Here is a 20856-nt window from a genome sequence, read left to right on the forward strand (position 1 = left end):
GGTTTTTATTTGTTGGTAAGGGTCAATTGTTCCTGGCAGGTTTGTTTCAGCCGGCGTATATCTTCGTTCCACTGACCAAATTCGCTTTTCAGCAGGCGGGTGTTTTTGATGATGATCTCCTTCCGGTATACCACTTCGTTGCCTTTCACCTCATAAGCGGCCTTGAAAGCGTATTTAGGCTGGTCTACCAAAAGCGGTGCCGGCAGGGATTTCACCTTGTACCCGGCGGGTATGGACAGGGTGGTTTCCTGCAGCACCTGTCTTTTGAAATGTAGCCATAGATCATGTACGCGTGTAAGCGTGTCAATGCCGGCGCCGTCCATTTCTTTCCGGAAATCCAGGTCTATGTACATCTCGTCCCCGAAGCTGTTCACGGCCTCCTTATGCTGCACCTTGTACTGAATGGTCAGTTCCGGGCCGCGGTCCTGAAGGCCGTTGGTTTGGATACCGGAGATCCCGTAGAGGCGGTTGTCTGCTGTAAGATATTGCAGCATCGCTTCTTCCAGCTTTTCTTTTTTGATGCTGTGTACCTGTGTCAGCAGGTATTCCGTGCATTCGCCCGTGAGGCGGTGGCGGGCCGTACCGGTGAGGTCATTGCCTTCTATACGCAGGCTGCGCCGCTCCTGCTGCCGGTTCTGCTCATACGTGCGCTCCGGCACGCGGGACAAGATATATTCCCCGCCATTTTCTATAAGCACCTGCCGGCCCTGAATACGTTCCGCATACTCATCCAGGCCGATATAGGTCTCCGTGGCATCCAGGTAATACTGCCTGCCCTGGAGGTTTACCGCGCAAATCATGTGATTGTCTACAGACAATGTGGGCATGGAATAATCGTAAGCAATGTGCCGCGTGCCTATCCAGCAAAGCCGCGCATCCAGCCCGAGGGATACCAGCATTTCCTTGAGCAGGTTGGCCATGCCTTTACAGTCCCCGTACTTTTTCTGCAGCACATCCTGCGCAGGGGCCGGTCTGAAACCGGCTATGCCGTCTTCAAAAGCAATGTAGCGGATGTTTTCCTGTACCCAGGCATACACAGCGCGCACCTTATCGATCTCGCTGTTTTTTTCTCCGGCTATCTGCAGCGCGGCAGTTTTAACGGGCCCGGGATCGTTCCCTATTTCTTTTACCAGGCTGTGATACCAGTTGTACAGGTCTTTTACATTGCCAAAGTAGGTAATGCGCCCAGCCGGTGTTTCAGCAAAGTGGCTGCATACCAGCAGGTGAGGGTAGAGGTACGAAGGCCCGGGCGCAGACAGTTCTTTTTTTGCGGCGGGCTGGTCAAGAATGGTATAGGTGTATATGTCCGCATTGGCTTTTTCGTCAAACACCTTACTCTTACTGATGCCGGCGGTATTAAAATTCATTTCCCTTATTTCAAGCTGCATCCAGCGCGGCACTACCAGCGTTATTTCTTTACGGTGCAGGAAATAGTCTTCATTGAAATACACAGAGGTGAAGTAACGCGGGTCCAGCACGGTCTTTTCCAGGTCTACCCGGCTTTCGCGGCCCTTTTTTTCAAGGTCCAGCATGAAACCGCACACCCTGGCGTCTGAGTAAAAAAAACCTTCTATGGAATAATAACCATGCTGCGGCCGCAGGCCTTTTACACGATTTCCGCTTACATAGGCCTTTACATCGTCTACACGGCTATAATCATCATAAAACGTACTGTAAGGAATGGTGCCACGGAACTCGTTGCAGCGGTAGGTAGTAGAAAAATACTGTTTGACCCAAACGGGATTTTTTGCGTCGCCTTTGGTAAACTCGTACCGTTCTTTCCGCTCGCTGATCACAATATTTTTGTCTGTGCCGGCCCGGAGAGATGCCACCGGCAACAGGCTGAATAATAAAACATTCAGGTACAGACAGTTACGTGCAATTCGCATAAACGTATAGGTGTAAGGGACATAAAAATACAAAATATTATAAATATATAATATATCCTTATGCCGCTGCACGCTATTTGCTGTACCGCCGGTTGCCGACCCCTCAGAACAAGCTCAACTGGTTGTTGGGCCGTTGGAAAAGAGACGTATTGAACTCAAACCGTTCCGCATTGATGCCGAGGCGTTTGGTATGTACCTTGAACTGCTGCCGCACCATTTCCGCAAGGTTGCCATCTCCCCGCATGCGGCGGCCGAAATCACTGTCATTGACCTGGCCGCCATGCAGGCTTTCTATCATGTGCCAAACCTTGTCCGCCCGGTCCGGGAAGTTTTTATACAGCCAGTCGTTAAAAATGATCTTCACCGCATCGTTGAGGCGCACCACCGTGTAGCCGGCATACCTGGCGCCATGGTCAGCAGCCTGTTCCAGCAGGCGGGGCACCTCATGATCATTGAGGCCCGGAATAAGCGGGGCTGTCATCACCCCTACCGGAATGCCCAGTTCAGACAATTCCCGTATCACTTTCAGGCGCTGCGCGGCCGTGGCGGTGCGGGGCTCCATTTTCTGGCGAAGATCTTCCTGCAGCGTAGTGAGAGATACGAACACACAAACCAACTTATGCTCCGCCATTTTCTGGAGAATGTACTTGTCTCGCAACACCAGCGAGTTTTTGGTGATAATGCCCACAGGCTGGCGGTACTCCCAGGCTACCTCCAGCAGTTGGCGGGTAAGCCACAGCTTGCGTTCCAGCGGCTGGTAGCAGTCCGTATTGCCGGAAATGGAAATAGGTTTGGGCACCCAGTTTTTATTATTGAGGAACTTCTTCAGCAGTTCCGGCGCGTTGCGTTTGGCCACTATCTTCCGCTCAAAATCAAGCCCTGCGCTGAACCCCCAGTACTGATGCGAGTTACGGGCATAACAGTAAATACAGCCGTGCTCACAGCCCTGGTACGGGTTCATGGAGTACCACATGCCTACATCCGGGCTGTCTACCTTGTTCACTACGGATTTAGCATGTTCCTCAAAGATCTGGGTAGGCACGTCTGCCTGCCACCATTCATCAATGCCCTCCGCATGTTCCTGAGCATATTCCTGCTCCAGGAACCTGTTTTTCGGGTTTACCTGGGCGCCTCGCCCTTTATAATAAGGGTTCTCTGACGGTGTATCGCTAAAAGGGAGCGTCATTACGCTAATATTTTTAGTAAATTTATACTAAATTTATTAGCATTCCAAATAATTTGCACTGAACCTGCTTTCGGGTTACACCCATCAGATGATCTCCATCTGCTGCATCAGGAAGGTAGCGTTCTTGTTGCGTGCAATACCCGGGCGCATGCGGTAATCAAACAGCAGCTGACCGTTGCTCAGGCTGCTTTCAAAGCAGTAATTGCGGATCTGCCGGGGATATTCAGCCTCCAATGAGCCCAGCTCCAGGTCGTGCGTGGCAATCATGCCCATGCAGTGGAAACGGAGAAAATGGCGGATAAGTTCTCGGGAGCCGGTAAGTTTATCTTCGGAATTGGTCCCTTTCAAAATTTCGTCCAGGATAATAAATACCTGCTGGCCGGTTTTGAGTACCTGTATAATATGCTGCAGCCGCAACAGTTCCGCCTGAAAATAGGAAGTATGCCGGGCAATAGAATCCTTGATGCGCATGGAGGTCATAATGCGCAACGGGTTGCAGGTAAACCCGGCCGCGCATACCGGCGCGCCTGTCATGGCCAGCAGCCAGTTCACGCCTACGCTGCGCAGAAAGGTGCTTTTGCCGGACATGTTGGAACCGGTGATGATATGAAACTGTTCCTGCTCCCCGATGCTGCAATCATTTGTTACGCATTCCGCCTGTGGGATGAGCGGGTGGCCAACGGCCGTGCCTTTTACGCCGGGCGTATTTACCAGTTCCGGATATGTATAGGATGGATGGTTATAGGCAAAAGTGGCAAGACTGTTGGCCGTTTCCATCTCCGCCATCACCTGCAGCCATGTCCACACATCTTCTTTATGCCGGGCCTTCCATTTTTCCAGGGCAAGGATGCAATGCAGCTCATACAGGATGAAAGAATTGAGCACCACCCCCACCAGCAGGTTCAGCCGCTGGTCCAGCATATTGCTGATGCGCGCCAGTTTTTTCAGATCTTTGTCCGCTTCCGCCGCTTTGGCCTGCCGGGCTTGCAGCCACGCCGAACCTTGCCAGTTGCCCTGCTTGATCAGCTGCAGCAGGTTGGCAAATTTGTGCAGCAGCTTTTCTTTATTGGAAAGCAACTGGTGTTGCGCATTCACTTTCTTCACGTTCAGCAGCAACACGCCCCAGTTAACAAACAGCAGGCATAACATCGGCACGTAATTGCCGCTGCTCGCATAATAAGCCACTGCCAGCAGCAACAGGGCAGGCAGCAACCAGCTTATCAGGAACAGGCCACGGCGTTGCAGAAAGTCCATGGGCGCATCCAGCCACAGCCTGATCTCCCGTACATCTTTCGGCTCTTCTCTGGATAACCGCGCATGCGCAGCGTACAGTTGCCTGAACTCCACCTGGCCGCCAAGCGTGCGCACCGCTTCCTGCATAGCCTGAATATTTTCCACGTTCTGCATCGGCTGCTGCAATGCATTGGCCAAATGCTGCTTGCCGGTGAGGGTGCCGGTGCGGTTGAGGTATTGAAAGAGAGAAGAAGGCCCAAACACATCCAGGTCACCTGAAAAATCATGCTGATCATTGACAAATTCTTCCCCGTCATCAAAATCCGCCACATGATCCGTTACCACTTTCAGTTCCTTTTCGTTCAGGTCCAACAGCGCCTGCAACAAAGCCTGCCGGTCTTTTGCGCGCTGGTAAAACACCAGGCTCGCCACAAAACCTGCCAGCATGGCCAGCATCAGCAGCAGCCATATTACGGCAAAAGCGGTGGTAAAATACCGGTACCCAAAATAGAGGAGGCCGATGAAACAGGCCAGCCGCGCCATACTGAGATTGGTAAGCCGGGCGGCCGTTCGGGATAGCTGGGCTTTGAAATTGTCTATTTGCTGCTGATAGATGGTTGCCGGTTGCATACCGGAAAGATAAGGCAAAAATGAGGAGTAATGGCAAGGGTAGGCCACCAAAAAACAATAGCTTGTTAGCCTGACAAGGAACATGGCCCCGGGAACGATTGTAACATCGGTCCCGAAGCCATGCGCTCAGCCGCTTCTTCGGCTAAGGGGTGCTTTTTCTGCGTGTGATCTCGTTACATATTCCGCCGGTACTGCCCGCCCACTTCATACAGCGCATGCGTGATCTGCCCCAGTGAGCAGTATTTGACAGTTTCCATCAGCTCGGCGAACAGGTTGCCGTTTTGCACGGCTACGGCCTGCAACTGCTTCAGCTTTTCAGCGCTGAGGTTGGCATGCCGTTCCTGGAAGGCAGTGAGCGCGTTGATCTGGAACTCCTTTTCCTCCTGTGTGGAACGGATCACTTCCGCCGGGATAATAGTGGGAGAACCGTTCTTGTTCAGGAAGGTGTTCACGCCGATGATCGGGAACACGCCGGAATGTTTGAGAGACTCGTAGTACAGGCTTTCTTCCTGTATCTTGTTGCGCTGGTACATTCTTTCCATAGCGCCCAGCACGCCGCCCCGTTCCGTGATCCTGTTAAACTCCGCCAGTACCGCCTCTTCCACCAGGTCTGTCAGTTCTTCAATAAAGAAGCTGCCCTGGTTGGGGTTTTCGTTTTTGGCGGTGCCCAGCTCCCGGTTAATGATGAGTTGTATGGCCATAGCGCGGCGCACGCTTTCTTCGGTAGGCGTGGTAATGGCCTCATCGTAGGCATTGGTGTGCAGGGAATTGCAGTTGTCATAAATGGCGTAGAGGGCCTGCAGGGTAGTACGGATGTCGTTAAAATCTATTTCCTGCGCATGCAGGCTGCGGCCGGAGGTCTGAATATGATACTTCAGTTTCTGCGAACGCTCGTTGCCTTTGTATTTGTGTTTGATGGCCTTGGCCCAGATGCGGCGGGCCACACGGCCTATAACGGCATATTCCGGGTCCATGCCGTTGCTGAAAAAGAAAGAGAGGTTGGGTGCAAAATCATCTATGTGCATGCCACGGCTGAGGTAATACTCTACATAAGTGAAGCCGTTGGCCAGCGTAAAGGCCAGTTGCGTGATGGGGTTGGCGCCCGCTTCCGCAATATGGTAGCCGGAAATACTTACAGAATAGAAGTTGCGTACTTTTTCGCGGATGAAATAGTCCTGCACGTCTCCCATCAGCTTCAACGCAAACTCCGTGGAGAAGATGCAGGTGTTCTGCGCCTGGTCTTCTTTCAGAATGTCTGCCTGCACAGTGCCGCGCACGGTGCTGAGGGCGCGGGCCTTTATTTGCTGATATACCCCCGGTTCCAGCACATCGCTGCCGGAAATGCCCAGCAGTTGCAGCCCCAAACCGTTATTGCCATGGGGCAGGCTGCCGGCGTAGTGCGGCAGGGGATGGTCAGAGAATTTCTTTTTGATAGTGGCTTCCACCTGCTCCGTTAACCCGTTGGCGGCAATGTATTTTTCACATTCCTGGTCAATGGCCGCGTTCATGAAAAAAGCCAGCAGAATGGGGGCCGGCCCGTTGATAGTCATGGACACGGAGGTTTTCGGGTCGCAGAGATCAAAGCCGCTGTAAAGTTTTTTGGCGTCGTCTACCGTGGCAATACTCACGCCGGAGTTGCCGATCTTACCGTAAATATCCGGCCGGTAGGCGGGGTCTTCGCCATACAGGGTTACACTGTCAAACGCGGTAGACAGGCGTTTGGCGGGCTGATCTACAGAAACGTAGTGGAAGCGTTTGTTGGTCCGTTCCGGGCCGCCTTCGCCGGCAAACATGCGGGTAGGGTCTTCTCCTTCCCTTTTCAGGGGAAACACGCCGGCGGCGTAGGGAAACTCTCCCGGCAGGTTTTCTGTGAGCTGCCAGCGAAGAATGTCTCCCCAATCTTGATAGTGCGGCAGGCTTACCTTCGGAATACGGGAATGCGAAAGGCTTTCGGAAAAGAGCGGCAGCCTGATCTCTTTGTCCCTCACCTGGAACACGTAATGATCGGCTTTGTATTTTTCTTTCAGCGCGGGCCAGGCGGTTATCATTTGCCTGCAGTCCGCGTGCAGTTGCGATTGCACCTGTTCGCTGATGCGCCGCAGCTCATCTGCATGCTGCAAGCCGGGCGCCTTGAGCACGCCTTCTACCTGGTACCATTGCGTGGCCAGGGCGCATTGTTCATTTACCCAGGCGCCGTACTCCTCAATGCCGCTCACTATTTCGGCCAGGTAGCGCACGCGGGCGGGCGGTATGATCTGGGATTTGGTAGAAGTAGTGAGTATGGGCTTGTCTGGATGGTCTTCCCCGAAGTATACTCCGGTTTTTTCGACAATGCGGTGCATCAGGCGCCAGAAGAGCTGGTTCACGCCGGCGTCGTTAAACTGGGAGGCAATGGTGCCTACTACCGGCAGCTCATCGTCTTTGGCTTCCCACAGCCCGTTGTTGCGCTTATATTGCTTACGCACGTCGTGCAGGGCGTCCAGGGCGCCGGCCTTGTCAAATTTATTAATGGCGATCACGTCCGCATAGTCCAGCATGTTGATCTTCTCCAGTTGGGAAGCGGCGCCGTACTCCGGTGTCATTACGTAAAGCGCCACATCGCAATAGTCCACAATAGCGGTATCGCTCTGGCCTATGCCGGAGGTTTCGAGAATGATGAAATCGAAGCCTGCGGCCTTGCAGATGTCAATAGCTTCCTGTATATGCAGGCTGATGGCTTTATCGCTTTCCCGCGTGGCCAGGGAGCGCATGTACGCGCGGGGGTGGTGGATGCTGTTCATCCGGATGCGGTCTCCCAAAAGGGCGCCGCCGGTCTTTTTCTTGGAGGGGTCTACCGATATGACGGCTATAGTGCGGTTATCGTATTCATGCAGGAAACGCCTCACCAGCTCATCCGTTACGCTGCTCTTGCCTGCGCCCCCGGTGCCGGTAATACCCAGCACGGGCGCCTTGCGGGCAGCCATTGCTCCCAGGTCTGCCAGTTGCCCGTTCATGGCAAAGTTTTCCGCATAGGTGATGGCTTTGGCAATTTCAGGGGCGGCGTTCTTTGTCAGCTTTTCCTGCTGGAGCTTCCATTCTCCCTGTTTCACCGTTTCAAAATCGCATTGTTGTATCACGTCTTCTATCATGCCCCCCAGGCCAAATTTGCGGCCATCGTCAGGAGAATAAATTCGGGTAATGCCATACGCCTGCAGTTCCTCTATTTCAGCGGGCAGTATGGTACCGCCACCGCCGCCGAAGATGCGGATGTGACCGCAGCCTTTTTCTTTCAGTAAGTCATACATGTATTTGAAAAACTCGATGTGGCCGCCCTGGTAAGACGTAACGGCAATGCCCTGCGCATCTTCCTGAATGGCGCAATCCACTATTTCCGCCGCGGAACGGTTATGGCCGAGGTGTATCACTTCCGCTCCCGTGCTTTGCATGATCCTGCGCATAATGTTGATAGCGGCATCGTGCCCGTCAAATAATGCGGCTGCCGTAACAATACGGACCTTGTGTTGTGGTGTATATGACATAAGGCATGCAATTTACGAAAATAGGGGCTGTAGCGCGTTGAGACGGAGAATTAGTATTGGTTGAAGGAGGGGGATGTTCCTTTGGAAATTTTTCAACGACTATACAATGACGATAAAAAAAATTAACCAAACCGGCTCCTTCGACCGGCTTACCCAAACATGCTTGCAAATCCCGCTGCTGTAAAATTCCGCCATTCCGGCCATCTGTATGTAGCATAAACGGAGAAAATATTGGGGGCGAATACAAGTTTTCTCAGGCCAGGTCAAAAAGCTGAAGGAACATTGGTTTGTTGCTTAGCGGGCGCCCTTAATGCCCCTTCGGCCAGGCGGTACTAAAAACGAAAAGGGGCGGCCGGGAAAAATCCCGACCAACCCCATTTTCTCAAAAGGTGATCTATCTAATTGTAAAACATAACGTGGAATTGATAAAACGCAATAAGAATAATATGAAAAGCCATTGCTGGCTGAAGTATTTCAGTACCGGGTTTTCTTTTTCCAATAAATTTTACCTGATCGATTTAGATGTTTGGTCTCTGGCTACTACTGTAAAATATACCCCGAATCCACTAGTGTGTATATTTTACACAATCTTAATTAAAATTTTGTTAAAAAACAATTTTTACCAGGCACTGGCAGAAAATATACAGGCGGCGTACCCGGATATGGTACGCTAAAACCCTTCAGGGAAAAGGATCGGGGAAGAAATGAAAATTTGATTGGAAGTTAAAATAGTATCAAAAGCCAAGACTCTTCTTGTGCCGCTGGTTGTATTTCTCCTGGTTGAACTTGTACAGCTTTGCGGGGCGGTGCCGTACTTCCTGTTCTTCCTCATTGAGATCTATCAGGTAGTCCATGGCAAAAAATTTCTTGCGGAAGTTCCGCCGGTCCAGCTTCACGTCCAGGATAGCCTCATAAAGGTTCTGCAGCTCGCGCAGCGAGAACTTCCTGGGCAGCAGGTTAAACCCTACCGGCTGGTCTATCACCTTGCGCTGCAACCTTTCCAGGCAGGTGGCCAATATTTCCCGGTGGTCAAAGGCCATCTGCCGGATGTCTTTCACGGCATGCCAGTGCAGCTCGTTAGAGTGGGTTTTCAGCTCTACATGTTCTATGTTCACCAGGGAATAATAGGCAATGGTGATCACCCTGCCTGCGGGGTGCCGGTTGATGCCCCCAAAGGCCTGCACCTGCTCCATGTACACGTTCTCCAGGCCGGTACGCTCCCGTAATACCCGGTAGGCGGCGGTTTCAATATCTTCATCGGGGTGCATGATGTCTCCCAGGAGCGACCATTTGCCTTTAAATTCTTTCAGGTCGGATTCTATGAGCAATACCTTCAGCTCGTTCTCGTCAAAGCCGAATATCACACAATCCACTGATATAGCGGCTTTGAAGTAATCCTGGATCTCAATGAGGTGGGTGTTAATGTTCTTGGCGGACATAGTACATAATCGTGGAATGTCAATAAAATGCAGTAGTTAACGGCCAGCTTCGTAGAGCGCCTTTCCGTAAATATAAGTAGCTAAAATCTTAATTGCAGGAATTTTATCTTCCGGGGCCAGCATCAGGTCTTCACTGGTGATCACAAAATCTGCCGCTTTGCCCGGCTCCAGGCTCCCTTTCCCTGCTTCTTCAAAGGCGGCAGCGGCAGGCCAAAGGGTAATGCCCCGCAGCGCGGCTTCGCGGGTAAGGGCATTTTCCGGCTGGAAACCGCCCTGCGGGTAGCCGCTGTTGTCTTTCCGGGCCACCGCGGCATAAAACGTGAACAGGGGGTTAATGCTTTCTACAGGAAAATCCGTGCCCAGGGGCAGCCAGCCGTTTTGTTCCAGCAGCTGGCGGTAGGCGTATGCATGGCGCAACCGCTGTGCGCCCAGCCGCTCCCCGGCCCAATACATGTCTGAAGTGGCATGGGTAGGCTGTACGGAGGGCACAATGCTGTTTTCCCCAAACCGCCCGAAGTCTGCCGGATCTATCACTTGCGCATGCTCTATGCGCCAGCGTTGATCGTTCTTGCCCTTTAGCACGGCAGCGTATATACGAAGTATTTCGCGGTTGGCGGAGTCTCCAATGGCATGGGTACACATCTGTATACCGGCTTCTGCCAGCCGGGCGGCCTGTTGCTCAAAATAGGCGCGGTCTTTCAGCATAAACCCTTTCCATCCGGGCTTGTCTGAATAATCATGCAAGAGGCAGGCCCCGCGGGAACCCAGCGCGCCGTCTCCATAAAATTTCACGCTGCGCACCTGCAGCCGCCCGCTCCGGTAAGGCCCGTTTTTTACCAGCCAGCTGATGTTCTGCTCATTGTCACTCAACATAACGTTCAGGCCCAGGTGCAACCGGCCCTGTTTCAGCAGGCTGTCCAGCAACTGCATGTCGGGAACGGAGAGGCCGCAGTCCGTTAAACTGGTAATGCCCGCGGCCAGGCAGTTGGCCTCCGCCTTCAGCAGGGATTCTTCCAGCTCGGGCAGCGAGGGGTCGGGTATTTTATCCGCTACGGGATCTATGGCATTATCTACCAGCAGGCCGGTAAGCTGCCCGTTTTTTGTTTCAAAAGTGCCGCCTGTAATGGTTTGACCGGGTTGGATGCCGGCAGCGTTCAGGGCGGCCTGGTTGGCCAGGGCGGCATGCCCGTCTATACGCCGCAGTAAAACCGGGGTGTTGGGAAAAAGGCTGTCCAGGCCGGTTTTATCCGGAAAGGCCCGCTGCTCCCAGTCGTTCTGGTCCCAGCCACCGCCCAGCACCCAGGCAGACCGGCGGGTGGCCGCAAAGGCCTTCACGCTCTCCAGCGCTTCCTCCCAGCTTTTGGTACCCCGCAGGTCAACCGTACGCAGGGAAGCGGCATAGCCCATAAAGTGCGCATGCGCATCGTTAAAGCCGGGATAAATGGCGGCGCCGGCAGCGTTCCTCTCCGCTGCCGCCGAGTAATGGCCCTGTATAAATTCATTGGTGCCCGTGGCCAGCACTTTCCCGTCTTTCACGGCCATGGCCTGTACTACCGTATTGGCGGAATCAAGGGTGTAAATATGGGCATGATGAACAATGAGGTCTGCTTTTTCCCGCCGGCTGCAAGCGGTAAATGCCAGTAGCGCTGCAAGGCAGAGAGGGAGTCTTTTCGGCATACTATTGTTTTTATGGCCCGGTGCGGGGCAAATTTATTGCAGGGTAAAGACTAAATTTACGCCAGAGTTTTTGACTTATCAAGTTCATCATGTACACAAAAGAAACAGAAATAACCCTGGCGCGCCTTGGCAAAACCCTGCTGGTCCAGGCGGCAAAACCTTCTAAAGACACCGCCGAAGAACTGGCCGAATCATTGCGGCAGGTGATCCGGTATAGCGACTGGCGGTATTACATCCAGGACGACCCCGTACTGAGCGACCAGGAATATGACCAGCTGTTTGCCTGGCTCAAGCAACTGGAAAATGACAATCCCAACCTGGTGTCTCCGGATTCGCCCACCCAGCGCGTTGCACAAGGGCTTACCAAACTGTTTCCCACCGTACAGCACCTGGTGCCCATGCTGAGCCTGGAAAACTCTTACAATGCGGACGATCTGGTAGACTGGGACCGTAAAGCGCGTGAGCTGGCCAAACTCCCGGAAATAGAATATTGTATAGAACCCAAATTTGACGGCGCCAGCATTTCCCTCATTTACGAAAATGACATGCTTTCCCGCGGCGCCACGCGGGGAGACGGCGTGCAGGGCGATGAAATTACCGTCAACATCCGCCAGATACGCACCATTCCCCTGTCTGCCAACTTCTCTGCATACGGTATTCAGCAAATAGAGTTGCGGGGTGAAGTATTGATCAATAAAAACACGTTCAAAAAACTGAATGAACAACGGGTGGCCGAAAACCTGCCCCCGCTGGCCAACCCGCGCAACGCTGCCTCTGGCTCCCTGCGTATCGTAGACCCCGGAGAGGTGGCCAAACGCGGCCTGGAGGCCTTTCTCTACAACATGAGCTACCATACCATGCAACCCGGTACAACCGAGCCGGCAGCCATACAAACGCATAGCAACACACTGCAAATGTTGTGGGACCTGGGCTTCAGAAGCCCCAACAAGGAAAAGAAAGTGGTACGCGGCATACAGGCCGTGATAGATTACTGCAATGAGTTTGAGACCCGCCGGGATGATCTGCCGTATGAGATAGACGGCATGGTGATCAAGGTGAACGACTACGCCCTGCAAGACAAAATGGGTATGACCACCCACCACCCGCGCTGGGCCATGGCTTACAAATTCAAGGCGCGGCAGGCCACCAGCAAGCTGCGCAACGTAGAGTTCCAGGTAGGGCGTACTGGCTCCATCACGCCCGTTGCCAAAATTGACCCGGTGCCTATTGGCGGCGTAACGGTGGGGTCCATTTCCCTGTTCAATGAAGATGTGATAAAGGAAAAAGACCTGAAAATAGGAGATACGGTATTGGTAGAAAGGGCGGGCGATGTGATACCCTACATTGTAAAATCCATGGCAGACCTGCGGGACGGCACCGAGCGGGACATCGTATTCCCCACGGAATGCCCCGTTTGTAAAGACAAGCTGGTACGGCCGGAGGGCGAAAGTGTATGGCGCTGTGTGAACATCAACTGCGAAGCACAGGTGGTGGAACGCATGATCCACTTTGTAAGTAAAGACGCTATGGACATCCGCAGCCTCGGAGAAAGCAACGTGCGGAAATTCTACACGCTGGGCCTCCTGAAAGATGTGCCTGGCATTTATACGCTCAACTTTGACGCTATTGCCGAACTGGAAGGTTTTGGCGCCAAATCCATCACCAACCTGCGCACGGCTATAGATAACAGCCGCACCCAGCCGCTGCACCGCCTGATATTCGGGCTGGGCATCCGCTACGTAGGTGAAACTACCGCCAAAACGCTGGCCAACGCCGTAGATCATTTGCTTGACCTGGCACAGTTCTCCGAAGAGCAATTGCTGGCGCTGGAAGACATTGGCCCCAAGGTAGCCGGTTCCGTACGCCAGTTCTTCAGCAACAAAGACAACCTGCATATGCTGAAACGGTTGGAAGAGCTGGGCCTGAACCTGCACAGCACCAAAGGCGCGCTTTCCGCGGAAGGCACGCTCAGCGGCCAGACCTTCCTTTTTACCGGCACGCTCAACAAACTCAAACGCAGCGACGCGGAAGAAATGGTGGAGCAGCATGGCGGCAAAATACTGAGCGGCGTAAGCAGCAAGCTCAACTACCTGGTAGTGGGAGAAGATGCGGGCAGCAAGCTGGAAAAAGCCAAGAAGATCAACACGGTAAAAATATTGTCTGAAGACGATTTTATAAAAATGGTAACCGCGCCTTGAACATGACAACCATGAGTGACGAACATTTTATGCAGCAGGCGCTCAACGAAGCCCGTAAAGCACAGGAAAAAGGAGAGGTGCCTATAGGTGCCGTGGTGGTCATGAACGGGCAGATCATAGGCAGGGGGCATAACCAGGTGGAAATGCTCACTGACTGTACCGCCCACGCTGAAATGATAGCGCTCACGGCCGCCTTCAATTACATGGGCGCCAAATACCTGCCGGAAGCCACGCTGTACGTAACGCTGGAGCCCTGCGTAATGTGTGCCGGGGCACTATACTGGAGTAAAATAGGCCGCATTGTGTACGCCGCCCCAGATGACAAGAACGGCTACCGCCGGGTTACCGGTGAAAAATCGCCCTTTCACCCGAAAACAAAAATAGAAACCGGTCTCCGCGGGGAAGAGAGCTTAAGTATGGTGAAAGCTTTTTTTGCGGCAAGGCGGAAATGAAAAAATGAAAGAGGCCCGGGCGCATTGCTTCCGGGCCTCTTTGTTATATTCAAATAACGTTCTATTTCCCTCCCTCTTTCTTCACTTCCATCAGCTGGTTCAGGCTCATCAACTGTTTCATGCTCTTTTCCATGCCTTCGGAAGACCCGTCCAGGAAAATCACATTGCCCTTTGAGTTCTCGGAGAAGTGCTTGATGCCTTCCACCCACATGGAAAACAATATCACAGACGTGTCCAGGTTGGCCTGCTGCATTTCTTTTGCGGCCATGGTCATCCCCTTGGCCACTTCTTCGCGGAAGAGGGCTACGCCCTGACCGCGTAACTGGGCGGCCTGCCGCTCTGCTTCCGCGGCAATCTTGATGGCGTTACCGTCAGCTTCGGCAGCTTTGGTTTTGGTAATGAGCAGGGCCTGGCCCTCGTTCTCCGCGGCCGCCTTCAGGTTATTGGAGGCCACCACCTGGGCCATGGAGCGCATAATGGCCTCGTCAAACGTAATGTCGTTCAACTGGAGGTCTTGCAGGTGAAAGCCCCACTGTTCCAGGGTAAGGTCTATCTGTTCTTTTACATGTTCTGTGATGTCTTTGCGCAGGGCCAGCACTTCCGCCTGCTTTTTGGTGGCCACAAACCCTCGGATGGAGCCTTCTATGGTGCGTACCAGCGCCTGCATGAAGCTGCGCTCGTCCATGAACTTGAAAGCTACGTTCTTGATGGTTTCCTCCTGCTGGTTCAGCACGGAGTACAGCAGCATGGCCTTGAAGTAAACATTGGCCTGGTCTACCGTAATGGCCTGAAACTCCAGCTCCACAGAGCGGTTCTGTATGGAAATGCGCTTAAATACTTTTTCAATGAGGGGTATTTTGAAATTAAGACCGGGAAAGAGAATGCGGTTATATTTCCCGAAAATGGTAGTAACCCCAATGGTGCCCTGCTGTACGGTAACAAAAGAAGACAGTACAATGAGGGCAACAAGGCCCAGTATAACATACAAAACAATGTTATCCATCATGTAGTGTAAGGATTTATTACCAAATGTAACTAAAATCCTTCACTACAGCGGCAGCGGGTTTCCAAACGTGGATGCAAAGACCGGGATCGCTTGGCAAGGGGAACAATAACAAACAATGAATGAACCGTTCGTGTACGGGTTAACACGAAACAACGCATGAAAGAGTAAACAACTTGCTTATATCTTTTGGCATTTACGGAAGTAGATGAACACGTCGTCTAGTTCAATCTGTTTCAATTGATAAGCCAACTGGGTCTTCAGGTCATCTGCCTCTTCCTTTATTTTTTTGTACTGGTCTTTTAATGTCTGATACCGGCGAACTATTTCTTCGGGTGTGGCTGACTGATCTAACGCCAGGATATCATACGCCTTGTCTTCGGTTATCATAGCGATAAGTATTACTACCTCTAAAAACTATCCAAATGAACTCCGTTCTGATTCGGCTACTAAATTACTGGAGTTTGAGACGCCGGAAAATACCCAAGCTTGGGTATTTTTCGCGCCAATCCCACATCACACGTGCGTTGTAGCGGATTTACAAATTAAAAATGAACATATACAAACTGATTATCAATTGTCCGCAAAAGGGGTTTATTGCATGCCGATCTGTTTGGCCAGCGCCACCAGTTCAGATGTATTTCTGACCTTTAATTTGAGGCGGATGTTTTTGCGGTGGGTTTCAACGGTATAGCGGCTTAAATTTAATTTCTCGGCAATTTCCTTATTGTTGTGGCCACCGGCGGCCAGCATAAAAATATCCTTTTCGCGCGCGGTAAGTTTGTTCAGGGCGTCTTCGTTGCGACGGCGAAGTACCTCCCGGAGCGCTTCGCTGATCTGGTTGCCGGTATCTATGGCATTGGTGAAATCGAGGAACACGCAGATCACGTCTATCACATTGCCCTGCTTGTCAAAAGTAAAGGGAATGCCCAGCCCAACCACCCAGAACCAGTCTGGGCTGTTGCGCCGGCGCACCCGCAGCACGCCGCCGTACATCGATTTCTTTTCCCGGAAAGATTGCTGGGAGATAGCCAGAATGCTTGTATCGTCCGGATGAAGTATTTGCCTGAAAAAATCAGTGCCCAGTGAGAGGATCTCTTCCTGTGAATACCCTAATGTGTCTGTAAGCCTTTTGTTACACCAGTTAACTGCCTTCCTGGAATTGTTGGACGTATAAAGCATTGCCGGTACCTGATCTATAATTGCTTCCAATCTTTCCAGCCGGCTCCGCAATTTTGCATTCTCCGATATCAGCGCATCCTGAGAATCGCGGTTTTCTGTGCCCATGTCCTGCATATTTATTTTTTAAACAAACAATAGTGAAAACTAACGATGAATACTATACGAATATAATTAAATGTGAAACATCCGTTATAACACCTTTATGTAAATATAAAAGAAAAAGCCATATATCCAAGCACCATTAACACCCTGCTTTGCCCATAACGACAGTCTGGAGAAAGGGTTTGACAATTACCGCATTAGGCAGTAAATTTGGTGCTCGTTGTATTATAATATAATTTTTAACCCATAAAAATTGGATTATGGCATTTACACTTCCTGCTTTGCCGTACGCTTCAGATGCGCTGGAACCGCATTTTGACAAGCTGACGATGGAAATACATCACGGCAAGCATCACCAGGCTTATGTAGACAACCTGAACAAGGCTATAGCTGGTACCGAAAACGAAAATAAAACACTGGAAGAACTGGTGGCTAAAGCCGGTTCCATCAGCCCCGCAGTTCGCAACAACGGTGGCGGCCACTGGAACCACAGCTTTTTCTGGACCAGCCTGGCCCCCAAGGCAGGCGGCGCTCCCAGTGGTAAACTGGCTGATGCCATCAACAGCGCCTTCGGCTCTTTTGATGCTTTTAAAGAAAAATTCAACAACGCCGGCATGACCCGCTTCGGCTCCGGCTGGGCCTGGCTGATCGCAAAAGACGGCAAGCTGGAGGTCACCTCCACCCCTAACCAGGACAATCCCCTGATGGACGTGGCTGAAGTAAAAGGCACTCCGCTGCTGGGCGTAGACGTATGGGAGCATGCCTATTACCTGAAGTACCAGAACCGCCGCGCAGAGTACCTGGCCGCTTTCTGGAACCTGGTAAACTGGGATGCGGTGAGCAAACGCTTTGCCTAGTTGACATCTTCTTACATGCAAAAAGGGTTGCGCCCGTATGGACGCAACCCTTTTTCCGTTATAAGCGGGGCGCTTATTTCAGCTCCCTGATCTTCACGTTCTTGAACCATACTTCACTACCATGGTCCTGCAGGCAGATGTGGCCTTTTTTGGCCGTGCCGTACCCCTTGTAGTCTTTCCACTTGCCGGTGGTTTTGTGTTTCTGCCACTCGTCTGTCCACATTTCAGTATCCACCACTTTTTCGCCGTTCAGCCAGTGCTCCAGCTTGCCTTTGTTCAGCACAATGCGGGTATGGTTCCACTCGCCTACGGGCTTGGCGGCCAGTTTGGAAGGCGGGTTCATGGCGTAGTTGGCGCCTGATTTCTGCCAGTCTTCCAGCTTTTCAGGGAAGTTCTCATCATCGATCAGCTGGTATTCAGGGCCGCTCATGTAGGGTGCTTCAAACTCTTCCGTTACCAGGTAAAGGATGCCGCTGTTGCCCTGGGGCGCAATTTTCCAGTCTGCCACCAGCTCAAAGTTATCGTACTGGTTGTTGGTGATGAGGTCACCGCGCATGTCGCTCTTGTCTGTAGCGCTGCCTATGCAATGCAGCAGGCCATCCTGCACACCCCAGGTGTTGGATTCCTTGCCTTTGTAAATACGCCAGCCGTCCAGGCTGCTGCCGTTGAAGAGCAATGCCCATCCTTCTGCTTTTTCAGCGTCTGTGAGCACGTTGGCGGGCGCTTCGGTAGTGGCCATGTTTTCGCTGCCGGCCGTTACGGAGTCTTTCTTTTCTTCCTTAGCCGCATTATTGCAGGAAGCTGCTGCCAGGGCAACAGCGCAGAATGCAGGGAGAATCAGTTTTTTCATATTGTCAGTCATTTATTTGTTAACCGTTATTTGCGCGTTGGCAGGCGCAAGGTGTTAATTTAAAGATAATTTACCGCAAACGCAAAACGGCATTTACCGGCAGATGGTCTGATGCATAGGTTTCCTGGATCACCTCATGTTTCACCACGTCAAATTTGCCCGGTGTGAACGCAATGAAATCTATGCACCTGCGGGGATTGATGACGGGAATAGTGGGGGCGCAATCGTTGCAGCTGCGGGTAAAGTGCTTGTCCAGCTCATTGATCACCGGCGTACCGTTGGCCGCATTCAGGTCTCCCGCCAGCACTACCGGGTAGGGTTGTTCTTGCAGAATGGCCGTTACTTCCCTGATCTGTACCTGCCGGTTGGAGTCACTGCGTTGCGCATCCAGATGGGTGCAGGCCATCAGCATGCGTTTGTTGCCCGGCAACTGCAGAAGCGCGGTAGCCAGTACCCGAGGCTCACCATTGGTACCAGGCAGGGTGGTGAGCGGGTAGCGTTTGGTTTCCACAATAGGGAACCTGGAAAGAATGGCCACGCCGTATTCCCCACCGCCATAGTCAATGCCTTTGGCAAAAAAGGAATGCATGCCGGCCTGTTTGGCCAGCGCTTCGGCCTGGTGGAGGTCTTTCCCGGAACGGTCTGTATGCACGTCTACTTCCTGCAGGGCCACTATATCCGGCGCAGTATTGCTGATCACTTTGGCAATGGCGGGTATGTCTATTTTGTCTTTTTCAGACGGCGGATTGGCGTGGTGGATGTTATAGCTCAGCACGTTAATGGTACCGGGCGTTTCAACCACAACGCGGCGGGAACCGGCGCAGGCAGCCAGTAGCACAGACAACAAGAGGAGTAAGCTGTTTCGCATGGTCAGCAATTAATGAGGATAGAAACCATAAAAAAACAAAAAACAATTTAACCGTGCAACGGATGCACGGTTAAATTATAAAAGATGTAACGGGACAGGAGCAATTATTTTTTTCCCAGCAGTTCCTGGTATTGGGCGGGGTTGTTGAGGAGGGCCACGGCCCGGTCTACATCACGGTCCCAGGTGAGGCCTTTCTCAATGCGGCCCTGCTGCGGATAGTAGCGGTTCATGATCTCTTCTTCCAGCAGGTGTTTGATCTCGGTCTTATTGCGGAGCAGGTCCTGCTTTTTGTCATGTTTCATTTTCTGCTGGAGGGCCTCAAATTCTTTGGCAAGGCCGCTGTAGTACTTTTCCCTTTCCGCCGTGGTGCGGAAGCTCTCCAGGGCCTCTTCGCTGCGGGTCTTGTAGCTGTAGTCCCGCCCGTCCAGGAATTTCACGAACTCGTCAAACTCGGTCTCCGAGAGGCTGAAGCCCGCAGCGGGTTTCACCTGCTGGTGGGAGTAGTAGTATTGAGTGGCATAGTCGAAAATATACTGTTTGCGCAGCAGGGTGATGGCTACCTGGCTCAGCACCATGTTGTCTACCTTGGCGTCAGGCTCAATGCCGCCGCCATCTTTCACGGGGCGGCCGCCGGCGGTCACAAAGGAGCGGCGCAGGGAATCCGGCACGTAGTCTGCCTCTCCCTCTTCATTACGGGTAGTATAATCTATAGCCTGGATGCAGCGGCCGCTGGGCGTATAATAGCGTGCTGTGGTCACCTTCAGCTTGGCGTTGTAAGGCAGGGGGCGGGTAGTTTGCACCAGGCCCTTGCCGTAGGAGCGCTGGCCTACTACCAGGCCGCGGTCAAGGTCCTGCACGGCGCCGGCCACAATTTCAGCCGCGGAAGCGGAGGAGCGGCTGGTGAGCACCACCAGGGGAATGGCCAGGTCCAGCGCGGTTTGCGTGGTCTTATACTCACGGTCCCAGCTTTTCACCTTGCCTTTGGTGGATACTATCAGCTTGTTCTTGTCTATAAAAATGTTGGAGAGGGTTACAGCTTCTTCCAGCAGCCCGCCGGGGTTGCCCCGCAGGTCAAGGATAATGCCTTTCAGGCCCTGGTGGTCTTTCTTCAGCTGCTCAAAGGCGTTCTGCACAGCCTGGCCGCTGCCTTCCGTGAATTGCGTCATCTTGATATAGCCGATGTTATTACGCACCACGCCGGCAAAACTCACGGGTTTCACGTTAATATCTTCCCGCACTATTTTATAGGGCGTTTCCTGCTGGGTGATGGGATGGCGCAGTACGATGTTGAGCACGGTGCCGGGGTTGCCCTTGAGGTAACGGCTCACTTCTTCCTGTTCCATGTTTTTGGCGCTCTTGCCGTCCAGCGATACAATAACGTCTCCCGCCTTTACACCTGCGCGGGCCATGGGGCTGCCTTCATATACATCTGTAATGGTAGTCCATTCTCCTTCCGTGTAAATGGAAGTGCCTACGCCACCGTATTTGCCGGTGGCCATAAAACGCAACTCGTCCAGCTCTTCTTCCGGCACAAAGTCCGTATAGGGGTCCGTTTCTTCCAGCATGGCCTCTATGCCTTTGTGCATGAGTTTTTCGGGCGGCAGGTCTTCTACATAGTAGGTGTTCAGTTCCCGGTAAAATGCGGCAAAAATATCGAGGTTCTTGGCAATCAGGAAGTATTTATCGCTGTTGCGGAATGCTGCAAACACCAGGCAGAGGCCCAGCAGTGAAAACAGGATGATCTTCTTTTTTGAAATCCGCATGCTGTACAA

The 20856-nt window shown here is 52.4% G+C and carries 15 protein-coding genes; 3 read left to right on the forward strand and 12 right to left on the reverse strand.

Features of this window, described 5'->3' with window-relative positions; genetic code table 11:
- Positions 1-5 precede the first annotated feature (5 nt).
- The 6 genes from D3A97_RS05590 to D3A97_RS05620 all read right to left on the reverse strand — a co-directional run bounded on the left by D3A97_RS05590 (position 6) and on the right by D3A97_RS05620 (position 11572).
- Positions 6-1889 carry a transglutaminase-like domain-containing protein gene (locus D3A97_RS05590; RefSeq protein ID WP_119077413.1) on the reverse strand — a complete coding sequence of 628 codons (1884 nt, stop codon included), beginning with the start codon at positions 1887-1889 and terminating at the stop codon, positions 6-8.
- A gap of 103 nt (positions 1890-1992) precedes the next feature.
- Positions 1993-3075, reverse strand: coding sequence for a PA0069 family radical SAM protein (locus D3A97_RS05595; protein WP_119077414.1), 1083 nt, complete (start codon positions 3073-3075; stop codon positions 1993-1995).
- 84 nt (positions 3076-3159) lie between these two features.
- Positions 3160-4938 carry a MutS-related protein gene (locus D3A97_RS05600; protein WP_198673877.1) on the reverse strand — a complete coding sequence of 593 codons (1779 nt, stop codon included), beginning with the start codon at positions 4936-4938 and terminating at the stop codon, positions 3160-3162.
- Between the two features lie 173 nt (positions 4939-5111).
- A complete protein-coding gene (locus tag D3A97_RS05605; RefSeq protein ID WP_119077416.1) occupies positions 5112-8456 on the reverse strand; it encodes a methylmalonyl-CoA mutase family protein in 3345 nt (1114 codons plus the stop codon).
- Between the two features lie 734 nt (positions 8457-9190).
- Positions 9191-9895: an NUDIX hydrolase gene (locus tag D3A97_RS05615; RefSeq protein ID WP_119077418.1), complete on the reverse strand. Its 705-nt coding sequence runs from the start codon at positions 9893-9895 to the stop codon at positions 9191-9193.
- 36 nt (positions 9896-9931) lie between these two features.
- Positions 9932-11572, reverse strand: coding sequence for an amidohydrolase (locus D3A97_RS05620; RefSeq protein WP_119077419.1), 1641 nt, complete (start codon positions 11570-11572; stop codon positions 9932-9934).
- 89 nt (positions 11573-11661) lie between these two features.
- Between D3A97_RS05620 and ligA the strand changes: the two genes are divergently transcribed.
- A complete protein-coding gene (gene ligA / locus D3A97_RS05625) occupies positions 11662-13770 on the forward strand; it encodes an NAD-dependent DNA ligase LigA (RefSeq protein WP_119077420.1) in 2109 nt (702 codons plus the stop codon).
- A gap of 2 nt (positions 13771-13772) precedes the next feature.
- A complete protein-coding gene (locus tag D3A97_RS05630) occupies positions 13773-14222 on the forward strand; it encodes a nucleoside deaminase (protein WP_198673878.1) in 450 nt (149 codons plus the stop codon).
- Positions 14223-14283: 61 nt separating this feature from the next.
- Here the strand turns inward: D3A97_RS05630 and D3A97_RS05635 are convergent, their stop codons facing one another.
- From D3A97_RS05635 to D3A97_RS05645, 3 genes are all read right to left on the reverse strand, one after another.
- Positions 14284-15228: an SPFH domain-containing protein gene (locus D3A97_RS05635; RefSeq protein ID WP_232825857.1), complete on the reverse strand. Its 945-nt coding sequence runs from the start codon at positions 15226-15228 to the stop codon at positions 14284-14286.
- A gap of 177 nt (positions 15229-15405) precedes the next feature.
- On the reverse strand, positions 15406-15615 hold the full coding sequence (locus tag D3A97_RS05640) for a hypothetical protein (protein ID WP_119077421.1): 210 nt from the start codon (positions 15613-15615) through the stop codon (positions 15406-15408).
- 204 nt (positions 15616-15819) lie between these two features.
- A complete protein-coding gene (locus tag D3A97_RS05645; protein WP_157986369.1) occupies positions 15820-16512 on the reverse strand; it encodes a sigma-70 family RNA polymerase sigma factor in 693 nt (230 codons plus the stop codon).
- Between the two features lie 257 nt (positions 16513-16769).
- Here D3A97_RS05645 and D3A97_RS05650 point away from each other — a divergent pair, with 257 nt between their 5' ends.
- The gene (locus tag D3A97_RS05650; protein WP_119077423.1) at positions 16770-17366 is read left to right on the forward strand and encodes a superoxide dismutase; all 597 of its coding nucleotides are present in this window, start codon (positions 16770-16772) and stop codon (positions 17364-17366) included.
- A 73-nt stretch (positions 17367-17439) separates the two neighbouring features.
- On the opposite strand, the gene D3A97_RS05655 is transcribed toward D3A97_RS05650, so the two are convergent.
- From D3A97_RS05655 to D3A97_RS05665, 3 genes are all read right to left on the reverse strand, one after another.
- The gene (locus D3A97_RS05655; RefSeq protein ID WP_119078447.1) at positions 17440-18216 is read right to left on the reverse strand and encodes a 3-keto-disaccharide hydrolase; all 777 of its coding nucleotides are present in this window, start codon (positions 18214-18216) and stop codon (positions 17440-17442) included.
- Positions 18217-18286: 70 nt separating this feature from the next.
- Positions 18287-19084 carry an endonuclease/exonuclease/phosphatase family protein gene (locus tag D3A97_RS05660; RefSeq protein WP_119078448.1) on the reverse strand — a complete coding sequence of 266 codons (798 nt, stop codon included), beginning with the start codon at positions 19082-19084 and terminating at the stop codon, positions 18287-18289.
- A 104-nt stretch (positions 19085-19188) separates the two neighbouring features.
- Positions 19189-20847: a S41 family peptidase gene (locus D3A97_RS05665; RefSeq protein ID WP_119077424.1), complete on the reverse strand. Its 1659-nt coding sequence runs from the start codon at positions 20845-20847 to the stop codon at positions 19189-19191.
- Positions 20848-20856: the final 9 nt, after the last annotated feature.

The sequence above is a fragment of the Chitinophaga alhagiae genome, from assembly GCF_003568665.1.
GTDB lineage: Bacteria > Bacteroidota > Bacteroidia > Chitinophagales > Chitinophagaceae > Chitinophaga > Chitinophaga alhagiae.

What these genes read in the sequence shown, in the direction of transcription:
- D3A97_RS05590 (WP_119077413.1), bottom strand. Translation starts at nt 1,889, where the DNA reads ATGCGAATTGCACGTAACTGTCTGTACCTGAATGTTTTATTATTCAGC.
- D3A97_RS05595 (WP_119077414.1), bottom strand. Translation starts at nt 3,075, where the DNA reads ATGACGCTCCCTTTTAGCGATACACCGTCAGAGAACCCTTATTATAAA.
- D3A97_RS05600 (WP_198673877.1), bottom strand. Translation starts at nt 4,938, where the DNA reads ATGCAACCGGCAACCATCTATCAGCAGCAAATAGACAATTTCAAAGCC.
- D3A97_RS05605 (WP_119077416.1), bottom strand. Translation starts at nt 8,456, where the DNA reads ATGTCATATACACCACAACACAAGGTCCGTATTGTTACGGCAGCCGCA.
- D3A97_RS05615 (WP_119077418.1), bottom strand. Translation starts at nt 9,895, where the DNA reads ATGTCCGCCAAGAACATTAACACCCACCTCATTGAGATCCAGGATTAC.
- D3A97_RS05620 (WP_119077419.1), bottom strand. Translation starts at nt 11,572, where the DNA reads ATGCCGAAAAGACTCCCTCTCTGCCTTGCAGCGCTACTGGCATTTACC.
- ligA (WP_119077420.1), top strand. Translation starts at nt 11,662, where the DNA reads ATGTACACAAAAGAAACAGAAATAACCCTGGCGCGCCTTGGCAAAACC.
- D3A97_RS05630 (WP_198673878.1), top strand. Translation starts at nt 13,773, where the DNA reads ATGACAACCATGAGTGACGAACATTTTATGCAGCAGGCGCTCAACGAA.
- D3A97_RS05635 (WP_232825857.1), bottom strand. Translation starts at nt 15,228, where the DNA reads ATGATGGATAACATTGTTTTGTATGTTATACTGGGCCTTGTTGCCCTC.
- D3A97_RS05640 (WP_119077421.1), bottom strand. Translation starts at nt 15,615, where the DNA reads ATGATAACCGAAGACAAGGCGTATGATATCCTGGCGTTAGATCAGTCA.
- D3A97_RS05645 (WP_157986369.1), bottom strand. Translation starts at nt 16,512, where the DNA reads ATGGGCACAGAAAACCGCGATTCTCAGGATGCGCTGATATCGGAGAAT.
- D3A97_RS05650 (WP_119077423.1), top strand. Translation starts at nt 16,770, where the DNA reads ATGGCATTTACACTTCCTGCTTTGCCGTACGCTTCAGATGCGCTGGAA.
- D3A97_RS05655 (WP_119078447.1), bottom strand. Translation starts at nt 18,216, where the DNA reads ATGAAAAAACTGATTCTCCCTGCATTCTGCGCTGTTGCCCTGGCAGCA.
- D3A97_RS05660 (WP_119078448.1), bottom strand. Translation starts at nt 19,084, where the DNA reads ATGCGAAACAGCTTACTCCTCTTGTTGTCTGTGCTACTGGCTGCCTGC.
- D3A97_RS05665 (WP_119077424.1), bottom strand. Translation starts at nt 20,847, where the DNA reads ATGCGGATTTCAAAAAAGAAGATCATCCTGTTTTCACTGCTGGGCCTC.